General features: G+C 69.6%; 10 protein-coding genes. 4 read left to right on the top strand and 6 right to left on the bottom strand.

Annotated elements, in window-relative coordinates; genetic code table 11:
* Positions 1–4 precede the first annotated feature (4 nt).
* Positions 5–2,524 (top strand): DNA gyrase/topoisomerase IV subunit A, encoded by a 2,520-nt coding sequence (locus NHL51_RS09925; RefSeq protein WP_434143389.1) that lies wholly within the window; start codon positions 5–7, stop codon positions 2,522–2,524.
* A 116-nt stretch (positions 2,525–2,640) separates the two neighbouring features.
* Here NHL51_RS09925 and NHL51_RS09920 read toward each other — a convergent pair whose 3' ends face one another.
* The 3 genes from NHL51_RS09920 to NHL51_RS09910 form a co-directional block, all read right to left on the bottom strand.
* The gene (locus NHL51_RS09920) at positions 2,641–3,627 is read right to left on the bottom strand and encodes a hypothetical protein (protein ID WP_434143388.1); all 987 of its coding nucleotides are present in this window, start codon (positions 3,625–3,627) and stop codon (positions 2,641–2,643) included.
* Between the two features lie 114 nt (positions 3,628–3,741).
* Positions 3,742–4,650: an ankyrin repeat domain-containing protein gene (locus NHL51_RS09915; protein WP_434143386.1), complete on the bottom strand. Its 909-nt coding sequence runs from the start codon at positions 4,648–4,650 to the stop codon at positions 3,742–3,744.
* 138 nt (positions 4,651–4,788) lie between these two features.
* Positions 4,789–6,882 carry a DNA gyrase/topoisomerase IV subunit B gene (locus tag NHL51_RS09910; protein ID WP_434143384.1) on the bottom strand — a complete coding sequence of 698 codons (2,094 nt, stop codon included), beginning with the start codon at positions 6,880–6,882 and terminating at the stop codon, positions 4,789–4,791.
* A gap of 215 nt (positions 6,883–7,097) precedes the next feature.
* Here NHL51_RS09910 and NHL51_RS09905 point away from each other — a divergent pair, with 215 nt between their 5' ends.
* Entirely contained in the window at positions 7,098–7,325 is a 228-nt protein-coding gene (locus NHL51_RS09905) for a DUF7455 domain-containing protein (protein WP_434143382.1), read from the top strand.
* 118 nt (positions 7,326–7,443) lie between these two features.
* Here the strand turns inward: NHL51_RS09905 and NHL51_RS09900 are convergent, their stop codons facing one another.
* Positions 7,444–8,745, bottom strand: coding sequence for an RNA polymerase sigma factor (locus NHL51_RS09900; protein ID WP_434143380.1), 1,302 nt, complete (start codon positions 8,743–8,745; stop codon positions 7,444–7,446).
* A 225-nt stretch (positions 8,746–8,970) separates the two neighbouring features.
* On the bottom strand, positions 8,971–9,912 hold the full coding sequence (locus tag NHL51_RS09895) for a proteasome assembly chaperone family protein (RefSeq protein WP_434143379.1): 942 nt from the start codon (positions 9,910–9,912) through the stop codon (positions 8,971–8,973).
* A 173-nt stretch (positions 9,913–10,085) separates the two neighbouring features.
* Between NHL51_RS09895 and lpdA the strand changes: the two genes are divergently transcribed.
* Together lpdA and sucB are read left to right on the top strand one after the other, a co-directional pair.
* On the top strand, positions 10,086–11,459 hold the full coding sequence (lpdA, locus tag NHL51_RS09890; RefSeq protein ID WP_434143377.1) for a dihydrolipoyl dehydrogenase: 1,374 nt from the start codon (positions 10,086–10,088) through the stop codon (positions 11,457–11,459).
* A gap of 40 nt (positions 11,460–11,499) precedes the next feature.
* Positions 11,500–13,272 carry a 2-oxoglutarate dehydrogenase, E2 component, dihydrolipoamide succinyltransferase gene (sucB, locus tag NHL51_RS09885; RefSeq protein WP_434143376.1) on the top strand — a complete coding sequence of 591 codons (1,773 nt, stop codon included), beginning with the start codon at positions 11,500–11,502 and terminating at the stop codon, positions 13,270–13,272.
* Between the two features lie 123 nt (positions 13,273–13,395).
* Here sucB and NHL51_RS09880 read toward each other — a convergent pair whose 3' ends face one another.
* Entirely contained in the window at positions 13,396–13,905 is a 510-nt protein-coding gene (locus NHL51_RS09880; protein WP_434143374.1) for a hypothetical protein, read from the bottom strand.
* Positions 13,906–14,047: the final 142 nt, after the last annotated feature.

Genomic DNA, 14,047 nt, shown 5'->3' with positions numbered 1-14,047 from the left:
CATTATGACCGATGCGCCCAGTGCCTCTGCGAACAGCGATTCCTCCGAGCTCGAGACCGCGCCGGATTCACCGGTGCTCGCCCATGAGATCGCCGGCGAGAAGATCGACGATGTCGACATCTCGAGCGAGATGGAGGGCTCGTTCCTCGAGTACGCCTACTCGGTGATCTACTCGCGCGCACTGCCCGATGCCCGTGACGGCCTGAAGCCTGTGCAGCGCCGCATCCTCTACATGATGCAGGACATGGGGCTGCGCCCGGAGAAGGGCCATGTGAAGTCGGCGCGCGTCGTCGGCGAGGTCATGGGCAAGCTGCACCCGCACGGCGACTCGTCGATCTACGACGCGCTCGTGCGCCTCGCGCAGGGCTTCGCGATGCGCCTGCCGCTCGTCGACGGCCACGGCAACTTCGGCTCGCTCGACGACGGCCCCGCCGCCTCCCGCTACACCGAGGCCCGTCTCGCCGGCGCCGCGCTCGCGATGACCGAATCGCTCGACGAAGACGTCGTCGACTTCGTGCCGAACTACGACAATCAGATCATGCAGCCCGCCGTGCTGCCCTCCGCCGTGCCGAACCTGCTCGTGAACGGCGCGAGCGGCATCGCCGTCGGCATGGCCACGAATCTCGCCCCGCACAACCTCCTCGAGGTGGTCGAGGGCGCCAAGCACCTGCTGCACCACCCCGAGGCGACCGTCGACGAGCTCATGGAGTTCATCCCGGGCCCCGACCTGCCGGGCGGCGGCATCATCGTCGGCCTCGACGGTGTGAAGGATGCCTATCGATCGGGCCGCGGCGCCTTCCGCACCCGCGCGAAGGTGTCGGTCGAGCAGCTCGGCCCGCGCCGCACCGGCCTCGTCGTCACCGAACTGCCGCATCTCATCGGCCCCGAGCGCGTCATCGAGAAGATCAAGCAGGGCGTCGACGCAAAGAAGATCTCCGGCATCACCGATGTCGTCGATCTCACGGACCGCAAGAACGGTCTGAAGCTCGTCATCAGTCTCAAGACCGGCTTCTCGCCCGAGGCGGTGCTCGAGCAGCTCTACCGGGCGACCCCGCTCGAGGATTCGTTCAGCATCAACTCGGTCGCGCTCGTCGACGGCCAGCCGCAGACGCTCGGCCTGCGCGAGATGCTGCGCGTCTTCCTCGACCACCGCCTGTCTGTCGTCACGCGCCGTTCCGAGTACCGTCTGCGCAAGCGCCGCGAACGCCTGCACCTCGTCGAGGGCCTGCTCATCGCGATCCTCGACATCGATGAGGTCATCCAGCTGATCCGCACGAGCGACGATGCCGAGTCGGCCCGCGCCCGCCTGATGCAGGTCTTCGACCTCTCCGAAGCGCAGGCCGAGTACATCCTCGAGCTGCGGCTGCGCCGCCTCACGAAGTTCTCGCGGGTCGAGCTCGAGGCCGAGCGCGACGAACTGCAGGCCGAGATCGAGCGTCTGCTCGAGATCCTCGGCAGCGAGGAGCGTCTGCGCGAGGTCGTCTCGACCGAGATGGACGCGGCCGCAGAAGCCTACGGCACGCCGCGCCGCACCGTGCTCACCGGCGCGGTCGTGCGCCCCAGTCGGGCGGCTGCGGCCTCGGCATCGCTCGAGGTCGCCGACACCCCGTGCACGGTGCTGCTCTCGGTCACGGGCCGGGCCCTGCGCCTCGACAGGGATCCCGCAGCCCCCGAATCCCCCCGCGGTTCGTCGCGCGCGACAAAGCACGGCGCGCTGCTCTCGAGCGTCGACGGGACCGTGCGCGGCGAGTTCGGCGCCATCCTCACCGACGGCACGCTGCACCGCTTCACCCCGGTCGATCTGCCGATCGTGCCGGCCGCGTCGATCGCGTTCTCTGCGGGCGTGAAGCTGCTCGACTACATCGGCGTCACCGACAAGAAGCTCGGCATCGTCGGCATCGTGCCGCTCGGCGACGAAGCCGGGTCGGTCGAGACCCCGGTCGGCCTCTTCACCCGGCTGGGCGTGGTGAAGCGCGTCGTGCTCACGGATCTGCCGTCGCGCCCCTCGTTCGAGGTCATCGGGCTGAAGGCCGGCGACGCGCTCGTCGCCGCATTCCCGGCACCCGACGAGTCGGAGTTCGCGGTCGTCACGAGCGATGCGCAGCTGCTGCGCTTCGCCGCATCGTCGGTGCGGCCGCAGGGCCGGCCGGCCGGCGGCATGGCCGGCATCAGGCTCGGGGCCGAGGCGCGCGTCGTCTTCGCGGGCGCCGTGCCCGTGGGGGCCGAGGCGCGCGTCGTCACGGTCGCCGACAGCTCCATCACGCTGCCCGGCACCGACGTCGCGACGGCGAAGGTCAGCGACTGGGCCGAGATTCCCGCGAAGGGCCGCGCCACGGGCGGTGTGCGCGTGCAGCGGTTCCTCAAGTGGGAGGATCAGATCGCCTGCGCCTGGGTCGGCGTCGGCGCCCCGCGGGCGCTCGCGGCGGACGGCGCGGCGCGTCGGCTGCCGGCCGAGCTCGGCAAGCGCGATGGGTCGGGCACTCCGATCGACGGTGCCGCGGCCTTCGTCGGCCTCGCCCCGTAATCTCCCCGCCCCGCACCGCACCGTGGAGGGGAACTTCTCGAGAGCGGGATGGGTTTGGTGCACTATCGCGCGACCATAGTGCACCAAACCCATCCCGCTCCGCGGTGCATCGGCTGCTACCCCGTCCACCCGCGCCGGCGCAGCGCCTCGAAGATCTGGGCGCGCAGTTCGTGCGGGCGGCGGTACAGCAGTTCGGCGGTCACGCGGATGACCTCCCACCCGAGCTGCGCATAGCGGCGGTACTTCTCGATGTCGCGGTTCCACTGCCGTGCGTCGGTGAGATGGTGACGGCCCTCGTACTCGAGCGCGAGCCCGAACTCCACGAAGGCGAACTCGCTGCACCCGACCAGGTGCCCCTGCTCATCGAGCACATCGAAGTCGAGCTCGAACTGCGGTACGCCCCACTCCGTCAGGCGCAGGCGCAGGTGGCTCTCGGGCGGCGATGCGCTGTGCGGCGAGAGCAGTTGTACGAGGGATCTCAATCGCGGCCCGCCCGAGCGGCCGGCGGCGTTCGCAGCCGCGCTCAGATCCGCGATACCCGCTAGCGGAGGCCGTTCCAGGCGCCGGGTTCCCGGGATGCGGTTCTGCCTGATCGCCGCATCGCCGAGGGCGACCGCGTCGTCGCGCACGAGCAGGGCGGCGAGCAGCGCCCAGGTCGATGCGGGATCCGTCACGCTCAGAGCATTCCTCTGCACGGTCTGCGCATACGATGCCTGCACCCGGTGCCCGATCACGCCGCCGCGCTTCACCGCGTGACGGGGCAGATGCACTGCGACATCCAGCCCGTGCCGTGCGCATGGACGCTCTGGCACCGGCAGATGCCAGATGGCGGCGGCCGTGTAGTGGCTGTAGAAGGCTCCCTCCGGGAGGAACCGCATGAGCGCCGCTGCGTTCTCCCGCTGCATCATGCGCCACGTCTCAGCGGCTACCGCACCTCCCGGCGGCAGCGCTCTACCGGCGCCGACGCGCCGGTAGACGCCCCGTGCGATGCGCTCGACATCGGGCTGGGACAGGCGCCGCGACCCGACGCCGGCGGCGCGGGCGTGCGCGGCCGTGAAGACCTCGCCGAGGGCGGCGGGCAACGGGAGCGGAGGACGGGGCATGCGGCCAGCATTGCAAGATCGGGCGGGCCGGGCGAGGGCGATCCCTGCGGAGTGAACAAGTCGACCCGAATCGGTAGGAGCCGTGTCCTGTGGAGGAAGGATGCGAGCGCGGAGCTATCCTCCGAGCGCACGCAGGATGCCCGCCGACACGGGGTGGTTGCCGGCCTCGGCGACTTCGAGCGCGGTACGCCCCGCGGCGTCGCGCGCATCGAGCGGCGCACCGGCGCGCAGCGCGATCGTCACCGCGTTCGGGTCGCCGGCCTCGGCGGCCGCGAACAGCGCCGCGGTCGGATCCGCGGGCGCCGGGGCCGTGGTCAGCGCCTCGAGCAGCGCCGCCTGCTGCGGGTATCCCTTCCAGGTGGCCATCTGCACCGGGGTCAGGCCCTCCGATCCCGAGGGCGTCGCGACATCCGCCCCGCCGGCGACGAGCACGCGTACGGTCTGGTGGTAGCTCTCGTCGTCGCGCCCGAAGATGACGGCCTCGTGGATCGCCTGGTAGCCGACGCGGTTCACGTGATCGAGCGGTACGCCCGCCCGAATGAGCGCGCCGACGACCTCCCAGTGGCCGCGTTCGGCGGCGCGGATGAGGCCGGTGCCGACCCAGCTGTCGAGGTCGTTCACGTCGGCGCCGTGGGCGAGGGTCAGGCGCAGCAGCTCGAGATGCCCCTCGCTCGTCGCGATGAGATACGCCGATCGCACGGTGTCGTCTTTCGCGTTGACGTTCGCGCCCCAGGCGATCAGACGCTCCGCCATGTCGACGTCGTTCGACCATGCCGCCGAACGCAGGTGCGCATCGAGCTCCGCCTGATCGTACCCGGGGTTCGGCGGGACCTCGGAGGCCTGCGGAGTCCCGATGGGCGCATCCTCAGCCACAGGTGCAGGGGCCCGCGTTTCGGCGGTCTCCGCCGGTGCTGGGGCCGGCTTCGCACCCGGCTCGGCGGCGCATCCGCTCAGCAGCAGCGCGAGCGGCACCAGCAGAGCCAGTGCCCGTGCGGCAGCGCGCCCGGTCGATGGTCGAATCATGAGGGCTCCCGCCGCGATCGGATCAGTGACGCATCCGAGCGTATGCGGCACCGCGGCGCCCGGCATCAACCGATCGGTTGAACGCGCGGCATGCACCGCGATGACGCACAGCCCGCACGGCCCGCGCGGGAACCGCGCCTAGGCGTCGATGCGCTCGCGATCGAGGTCGTCGGCGTTCTCGATGATGAACTCCTTGCGGGGCGCGACGTCATTGCCCATCAGCAGCTCGAAGATCTGCGAAGCGGCGTGCGCGTCGGCGACCCGCACGCGGCGCAGCGCACGCTGCCCGCGATCCATCGTCGTCTCGGCGAGCTGATCGGCATCCATCTCGCCGAGGCCCTTGTAGCGCTGGATCGGATCCTGGTACTTCTTGCCGCGGCGACGCAGATCGGCCAGGAGCGTGTTCAGCTCCTTCTCGCTGTACGTGTAGATGATGTCGTTCGGCTTGCGCCCGGCGTTCTGCACGACCACCCGGTGCAGCGGCGGCACGGCGGCGTACACGCGACCGGCCTCGAGCATCGGGCGCATGTAGCGGAAGAACAGAGTGAGCAGCAGCGTGCGGATGTGGGCGCCGTCGACGTCGGCGTCGCTCATGAGGATGACCTTGCCGTAGCGCGCGGAGTCGAGGTCGAAGTCGCGGCCCGAGCCGGCGCCGATCACCTTGATGATGGCGCCGCATTCGGCGTTGTTCAGCATCTCGGCGACCGAGGCCTTCTGCACGTTCAAGATCTTGCCGCGGATCGGCAGCAGCGCCTGGAACTCGCTGTCGCGCGCGGGGCGGGCCGTGCCGAGGGCGCTGTCGCCCTCGACGATGAAGAGCTCGGTCTCGGCCACGTTCTTCGACCGGCAGTCGATGAGCTTCGCCGGCAGCGACGAGTTCTCGAGCGAGCTCTTGCGCCGGGCGGTGTCGCGCTGCGCGCGCAGCGCGATGCGCGACTTCATCTCGGCGACCATCTTCTCGAGCAGCGCGCCGGTCTGGGTCTTATCGGCCTTCTTGCTCGACTCGTAGCGCTCGGTCAGACCCGCGACGATCGCCTTCGAGACGATCTGGCGCACGGCGGCGGTGCCGAGCACCTCCTTCGTCTGGCCCTCGAACTGCGGTTCGGGCACGCGCACGGTGACGACCGCGGTGAGGCCGGTCAGGATGTCGTCCTTGTCGGGCTTGTCCGATCCCGCTTTGAGCTTGCGGGCGTTCTGCTCGATCTGCTTGCGGAAGAACTTCGACAGGCCCTGTTCGAATCCGCTCATATGGGTGCCGCCCTTGGGCGTCGCGATGATGTTCACGAAGCTCTGCACTTCGGTGTCGTAACCGGTGCCCCAGCGCATCGCGATGTCGACCTCGCAGCGGCGCGAGACCTCGCGGGAGACGAGGTGCCCGGTCTGCTCGTCCATCACGGGCACGGTCTCGGTGAACTCGGCCTCATCGGTCGTGCGCCAGACGTCGGTGATCGGGGCGTCGACCGCGAGGAACTCGACGAACTCGGAGATGCCGCCCTCGTAGGCGAAGCGATGGGTGGTCGGCGCGCCGTCCTCCGTGAGCGATTCGGGCCGCTCGTCGGTGATCTCGATCGCGAGCCCGGGCACGAGGAATGCGGTCTGCCGCGCGCGGGAGACGAGCGACTCGGGCTCGAATCGCGCGGTCGCGAGGAAGATCTGCGGGTCGGCCCAGTAGCGCACGCGGGTGCCGGTCTTGGCCTTCGCGACCTTCGCCACTGCGCGCAGCTCGGAGGCGTCCTCGAACGGCGTGAACGGACTGTCGGGTCCGTCGCCCGAGAACACGCCCGGCTCGCCGTGCCTGAACGACATGGCCCAGGTCTTGCCGTTGCGGTCGACCTCGACATCGAGCCGCGACGAGAGGGCGTTGACGACCGACGCGCCGACGCCGTGCAGACCGCCCGAGCTCGAATAGCCTCCGCCGCCGAACTTGCCGCCGGCATGGAGCTTCGTGAAGACGAGCTCGACACCGGAGAGCCCGCTCTTGGGCTCGATGTCGACCGGCACGCCGCGGCCGGTGTCGCTCACGGTGACGCTGCCGTCGCCGTGGAGGGTGATGCCGATCTCGTCGCCGTAGCCGGCGAGCGCCTCGTCGACGGAATTGTCGATGATCTCCCAGAGGCAATGCATGAGACCGCGGGAATCGGTCGTGCCGATATACATTCCCGGTCGCTTGCGCACGGCCTCGAGACCCTCGAGGACGGTGAGATGCCGCGCGGAATAACTCGCCTCTGCCACTGCTGGACACTCCTTCGCCTGATGACCGTTCAAGCGTAGAGCACGCCCGCGACATCGGCCGCGAGGCGGGACGGCGAGTACGGAAGCCGGCAAGGATAGCCGCACGGCGCGGCCGTGCGGCTACGCGTACAGCGAACCGGTGGCGCCCCGATGCGGTTTTCACGGCTCGGCGTGCTTGGATGGAGGCGAAGCCAAGGAGAACAGGGGAGGCAGCCATGAACACGCTGGAGCACGAACGCACCGAGACCGGTGAGGCGGCGGACCGCCCGATGAATGCTCTCGACCGCTGCGACAGCTGCGGCGCGCAGGCGTACGTTCGCGTGATGCTGAACGGCAGCGAGCTGCTCTTCTGCGGGCACCACGCCAAGAAGCACGAGGCGAAGCTGCGTCCGATCGCAGAGGTGTGGCATGACGAGAGCCATCGTCTGACCGCCACCGCGTAGGCGAACGGCGTCAGACGCGAAAACCCCCGGTTCCTCGGAGCCGGGGGTTTTCGCGTCGCAGCAGCGCGACGATGCCGTCGGGCCCGCCCCGCGTGCAGCAGGGCGGGCCCCGCGGCTCCTACTCGAGGTAGTCGCGCAGCTGCTGCGACCGCGAGGGGTGGCGCAGCTTCGCCATGGTCTTCGACTCGATCTGGCGGATGCGCTCGCGCGTCACGCCGAAGGTGTCGCCGATCTGGTCCAAAGTCTTCGGCATGCCATCGCCCAGGCCGAAGCGCATGCGGATGACACCGGCCTCGCGCTCGGAGAGGGAGTCGAGCAGCTGCTCGAGCTGCTGCTGCAGCATCGTGAAGCCCACCGCGTCGGCCGGCACGACCGCCTCGGTGTCCTCGATGAGGTCGCCGAACTCGCTATCGCCGTCTTCGCCCAGCGGGGTGTGCAGGGAGATCGGCTCGCGGCCGTACTTCTGCACCTCGACGACCTTCTCGGGCGTCATGTCGAGCTCGCGCGAGAGCTCCTCGGGCGTCGGTTCGCGGCCGAGATCCTGCAGCATCTGGCGCTGCACGCGTGCGAGCTTGTTGATGACCTCGACCATGTGCACCGGGATACGGATGGTGCGCGCCTGGTCGGCCATGGCGCGGGTGATCGCCTGGCGGATCCACCACGTCGCATAGGTCGAGAATTTGAAGCCCTTGGTGTAATCGAACTTCTCGACGGCGCGGATGAGGCCGAGATTGCCCTCCTGGATGAGATCCAGGAACTGCATGCCGCGGCCGGTGTAGCGCTTCGCGAGCGAGACGACGAGGCGCAGGTTCGCGCCGAGCAGATGGCTCTTCGCCCGCTGGCCGTCGCGCGCCACCCACTTCAGCTCGCGGGTGAGCTTCTTCGGCAGGCCCTTCTCCGTCGCGAGCTTCTCCTCTGCGAAGAGGCCGGCCTCGATGCGCATCGCCAGCTCGACCTCTTCGGCAGCGTTCAGCAGCGCGACCTTGCCGATCTGCTTCAGGTAGTCCTTGACCGGGTCGGCAGTGGCACCGGGGATCGCCGTGGTGACGGTCGGCACATCGACCTCGTCCGAGGCCTTCAGCACGATCGCACCGGTCGGAAGCGGCTCGTCGGCGGCGCGCGTCGACTTCTCTTCCTTCTCCTCCTCGATCGGCTCATCGGCGGAATTGACGATCTCGGCGATCTCGTCGGCGACCTTCTTCGCGCCCGTGCGCTTCTTCGCCGGCGCCTTCGCCGCCGCCGTCTTCGCGGTCGACGCCTTGGCAGTCGTCGTCTTCTTCGCAGCCGCCTTCTTCGGCGCAGCGGCCTTCTTCTGAGCGGGGGCCTTATCGCCCGACTTCGCCGTCGTGGCCTCCTCCGGCTCCGAAGCCTCAGCCTTCTTGGTCGTCGCTCGAGTTGTGGTCGTGGTTGCAGTTGCCACGCATCCGCCTCTCCGTAGTCGGGTCGCACCGCGGCCTCGAAAGGTCGGCCGAGTGCTCACAGCAGTAAAACCCACGTCAAGTCCGGAATATTCCTGCTCGCGAAGAAACAATCAGTGGACTGAATGGGCTACCTCATCTATTATTGCACGCCGCGACCTGCGAGTTCGACCGGAGCGGGCTCCGGGCGATCCCTGGCGCCGCGCCGCGCGCACCGGCCCCGACTTTCAGAAGCCGGCGTCGCCTGGCTCGCCCTCGCCCGACCCCGATCGATGCTGCTCGGCCAGGTAGCGCTCGAGCTCGCTCGCGATCTGCTCGGCCGTCGGGATGGTCCCGTCCTCGCTGATCAGCGGGGACTGCGCGCCTCGGTCCTCCATATACGCGTCGTAGCGCTTCTCGAGCGTGCGCACCATCTCGAAAGACTCCTCGTTCTCGGCGATCTGCTCGTCGACGCGCGCGATGAACTCCGTCTCGGCGTCGCGCACCTCGTCGGTGGCGAAGATCAGCCCCGTGGCCGCCATGATGCCCTCGAGCGCTGCGCGCAGAGCACTCGGGTATTCGGCGTTGGCGAGATAGTGCGGGATCAGCAGCGCGAAGCCCACGACCTCCTCCCCCAGGCTGTGCAGGCGGTACTCGATGACGTGGGAGGCGGAGGCCGGCAGGCGCGTCGTCGGGCGCCATACCGAACGAGCGTCGATCAGATCCTCCCGCGATCCGCTCACGGTCGCAGCGATCGGCCGCGTATGCGGCACGGGCATCGGCAGCGCGTGCGACCACACCGTCGTCGTCACCTCGAACTCGTGCACGAGCAGCAGTACGGTGTCGACGAACAGCTCCCAGCGGAAGTCGGGCTCGTATCCGCTCAGGAGCAGGAAGGGCGACCCGAGCTCGTCCTTCGCGAGGGAGAGCGCGAGCTCCTCCGGAGAGAAGTCGGTGAGGTGGTCCTCGGAGAACGTGATCATCGGCCTGCGGGCACGGTAGTCGAACAGCATGTCCGCGTTGAAGCGCACGATTTCTTCGGGAGAAGCGCGTTCCCAGAAATATCCTTCGAGCTGCGAGATCGTGCTCCCGGCGTCGTTGAAGCCCTGCAGCGCCACGATCAACGGCAGGCCGCGCGGTACCGCAGCGCGCCGTTCGGCATGCTCCGCGGAGAAAATGGACTCGTTCACACTTCCATCCTACGAAGACCGCGGCGCCGACCGGCCCGATCCGGTCACGCCGATAGCGAACCGCGTTCCGCTGTGATCCGCGGTCGAAGTAGTAGGCTTGTGGGCAGTGCGACCGCTCATCATATGGACGCCTCCGAAAATTCCCATGCGAACGACCCAAGGGAGATCCCACTTTGGCTGATCAGCAGTTTGACATCGTCGTCCTCGGCGGCGGTAGCGCCGGGTACGCGACGGCGATCCGCGCCAAGCAACTCGGCTTCAGTGCAGTTGTCATCGAGAAGGACAAGCTCGGCGGCACCTGCCTCCACCGCGGCTGCGTTCCCACGAAAGCACTGCTCCATTCCGCCGAGATCGCCGATGTCGCGAGCACGGGCGACAAGTACGGCATCCTTTCGAGCGTCGCGGGCGTCGACATGGCGGGTGTCAACGGCTTCCGCGAGAAGCTCGTCGACGGCAAGCACAAGGGCCTGCAGGGCCTGCTGAAGGCCAACGACATCACGGTCATCGAGGGCGCCGGCCGTCTCGTGTCGCCGAACACCGTGCAGGTCGGCGACGACCGCATCGTCGGGCGGCACGTCGTGCTCGCCACCGGCTCGTACTCGCGCTCGCTGCCGGGCCTCGAGATCGAGGGCCGCGTCATCACGAGCGAGCAGGCGCTCGAGCTGACCGAGGTGCCGCAGAAGGTCATCATCCTCGGCGGAGGCGTCATCGGCGTCGAGTTCGCCAGCGTCTGGCGCTCGTTCGGCGCCGACGTCACGATCATCGAGGGTCTGCCTCACCTCGTCCCCAACGAGGAGGAGTCGATCTCGAAGCAGCTCGAGCGCGCCTTCCGTAAGCGCAAGATCGCGTTCAAGCTCGGCGTCCGCTTCCAGGGCGTCACGCAGGATGCGTCGAGCGTCACGGTCACACTCGAGGACGGCACCGAGCTCTCCGCCGACTACCTCCTCGTCGCGGTGGGACGCGGCCCCGCGACAGCGAACAACGGTTTCGAAGAGGTCGGCATCGAGATGGATCGCGGCTTCGTGCTCACCAACGAGCGCCTCGCCACCAACGTCGCGGGCGTCTACGCCGTCGGCGACATCGTTCCCGGCCTGCAGCTCGCGCACCGCGGCTACCAGCAGGGCATCTTCGTCGCCGAAGAGATCGCGGGTCTGAACCCGATCATCGTCGAGGACGTCAACATTCCGAAGGTCACCTACTGCGACCCCGAGGTCGCCTCGGTCGGCCTGACCGAGGCCAAGGCGAAGGCCCAGTACGGCGACGACAAGGTCACCTCGTACGAGTACAACCTCGCGGGCAACGCGAAGAGCTCGATCCTCGGCACCGCAGGCTCGGTGAAGGCCGTGCAGGTCGTCGACGGCCCGATCGTCGGTGTGCACATGATCGGCGCACGCGTCGGCGAACTCGTCGGCGAGGCGCAACTCATCGTGAACTGGGAGGCGACGCCCGAGGACATCGCACCGTTCGTCCACGGCCACCCCACCCAGAACGAGACCATCGGCGAGACCATGCTGAAGCTCGCCGGCAAGCCGCTGCACGCCATCTGAGCGCCCGCGCGAACATCACGAACGAAACAGGAGAAACACGATGAGTGAATCGGTAGTGCTCCCCGCACTGGGCGAGAGTGTCACCGAGGGCACGGTCACCCGCTGGCTGAAGAACGTCGGCGACTCGGTCGAGGTCGACGAGCCGCTGCTCGAGGTCTCGACCGACAAGGTCGACACCGAGATCCCGTCGCCCTTCGCAGGTGTGCTCGAAGAGATCCTCGTGCAGGAGGACGACACCGCCGAAGTCGGCGCCGTGCTCGCCCGCATCGGCGACGGCAGCGGCAGCGGTGCCGCTCCGGCCGCACCCGCTGCGGAGCCCGCCGCTGCGGAGCCGACTCCTGCGCCCGCTGCCGCGCCGGCCCCCGAAGCCGCACCCGAGCCCGCTGCTGAGACGCCCGCCGCTCCCGCCGCGTCCGGCGACGCGACCACGGTGACGCTCCCGTCGCTGGGCGAGAGCATCACCGAGGGCACCGTCACTCGCTGGCTGAAGAACGTCGGCGACTCGGTCGAGGTCGACGAGCCGCTGCTCGAGGTCTCGACCGACAAGGTCGACACCGAGGTTCCGTCGCCCGTCGCGGGAGTGCTGCAGGAGACCCTGGTGCAGGAGGACGAGACCGTCGAGGTCGGCGGCGCCCTGGCCCGTATCGGTAGTGGCGCTCCGGCGGCTCCCGCAGCTCCCGAGCCCGCAGCACCGGCTCCCGCGGCTGCACCGGCTCCCGCGGCTGCACCGGCTCCCGCGGCTGCACCGGCTCCCGCGGCTGCACCGGCTCCGGCCGCTGCGCCTGCGGAGCCGGCCCCGGCCGCACCCGCAGCCCCCGCTCCGACTCCGGCTGCTCCCGCAGCCCCGGCGCCGGCCCCTGCAGCGGCGGCAGCGCCCGCGGCCCCGGCCGCACCGGCATCGCAGCCCGGCTACGTCACCCCGATCGTGCGCAAGCTCGCAGCCGACTCCGGCGTCGACCTGGCGACCATCACCGGCACCGGCGTCGGAGGGCGCATCCGCAAGGAGGACGTGGTCGCCGCGGCTGCCGCGAAGCCCGCCGCTGCGGCTCCGGCCGCGGCGACCGCTGCGGCCCCCGCGCCGGCTCCTGAGGTCTCACCCCTGCGCGGCACCTCGCAGAAGATGAGCCGTCTGCGCAAGGTCATCGCCGAGCGCGCCGTCGCGTCGCTGCAGCAGTCCGCTCAGCTCACGACGGTCGTCGAGGTCGATGTGACCCGCGTGGCTCAGCTGCGCCAGGCGAAGAAGGACGAGTTCCTGCAGAAGACCGGCTCGAAGCTCTCCTTCATGCCGTTCTTCGCGCTGGCCGCGGCCGAGGCGCTCCGCACCTACCCCGTCATCAACTCGACGCTCGACGGCGACACGATCACCTACCCGGCGACCGAGAACATCAGCATCGCCGTCGACTCCGAGCGCGGGCTCCTCACCCCGGTGCTGCGCGATGCCGGCGACAAGAATCTCGCCGAGATCGCTGCGGGCATCGCCGATCTCGCGGAGCGCACCCGCAGCAACAAGCTGACACCCGACGAGCTCGCCGGCGGCACGTTCACCCTCACGAACACCGGATCGCGCGGCGCGCTCTTCGACACGCCCCTCGTCTTCATGCCGCAGAGCGCCATTCTCGGCACCGGCGCGGTCGTGAAGAAGCCCGGCGTCGTCTCGGGCCCGGACGGCGATGCGATCGCGATCCGCTCGACCGTATACCTCGCGCTGTCGTACGATCACCGCACCATCGACGGAGCCGACGCGGCGCGGTTCCTCACGCAGGTGAAGGCGCGTCTCGAGGCCGGCGATTTCGAGGGCAACCTCGGCATCTGATTCGGTCACTGCACCGGTGCATGACGGGCCGGGCGCTTCCTCCAGGGGGCGCCCGGCCCGCTGCGTTGCGCGGACGCGTCACCGGCCCGGCGGTCAGCCGGCACTGCGCGCGGCCCCCGCGGGCTACCGACGCGGCGTGATGCGCATGCCGATGGCATGGGTGATCGCCTCGCCCGCCGCGACCGGCGACCATGCCCCGCGCTGCGCGTCGAGCACGAGCTCCGCGACGGCCGCGTCGAACGCCTCGAGCAGCAGATCGCGCACGCCGTCCCCCTCCCATACGGCGAGCATCTGCCCGACGAACCGGCGCGACACCCCGAGAGCGGCGCATGCGTCGTCGTGACCGCCGCGCAGGTGCGCGCGATGGCGGCGCAGCGCTCCCGGTCGCGCGGCACGGGCGAGACCCGAAGCGGTGAACACGACCCCGTGCGCGCCCACCGAGATGTCGCGCGCATGCGGAGCGCCCGCGCACCACCCGCCGGCGCGGAAGGCGATCGTCGCATCGCAGAGGGTCAGCAATCGTCCGGCTGCCTCCCCAGCGGTGAGGGCGCTTCGGGATCCGCGGCGCCGTCGCTTCGCCGCGTTCGCACGCCCGCCCGCCGTCCGGCTCTCCGCCGGCACGTTCCGCTCCACGCTCGCTCCTCTCACGTCCCTCCCCCGGTTCTCGGCCCGATCTCGGGCTCCTGAGTGCGTGCTCGGCAACGATTCTGCGGCAGTTCCCCGCGATGCGCATCCCGGAAACCGCGATTCTGGAGAGAAAGCCGGCGAAACAGGA

Source organism: Leucobacter sp. gxy201 (genome assembly GCF_051043335.1).
In the GTDB taxonomy this organism is placed as follows: domain Bacteria; phylum Actinomycetota; class Actinomycetes; order Actinomycetales; family Microbacteriaceae; genus Leucobacter.
This window is presented reverse-complemented; position numbering and strand designations above follow the sequence as displayed.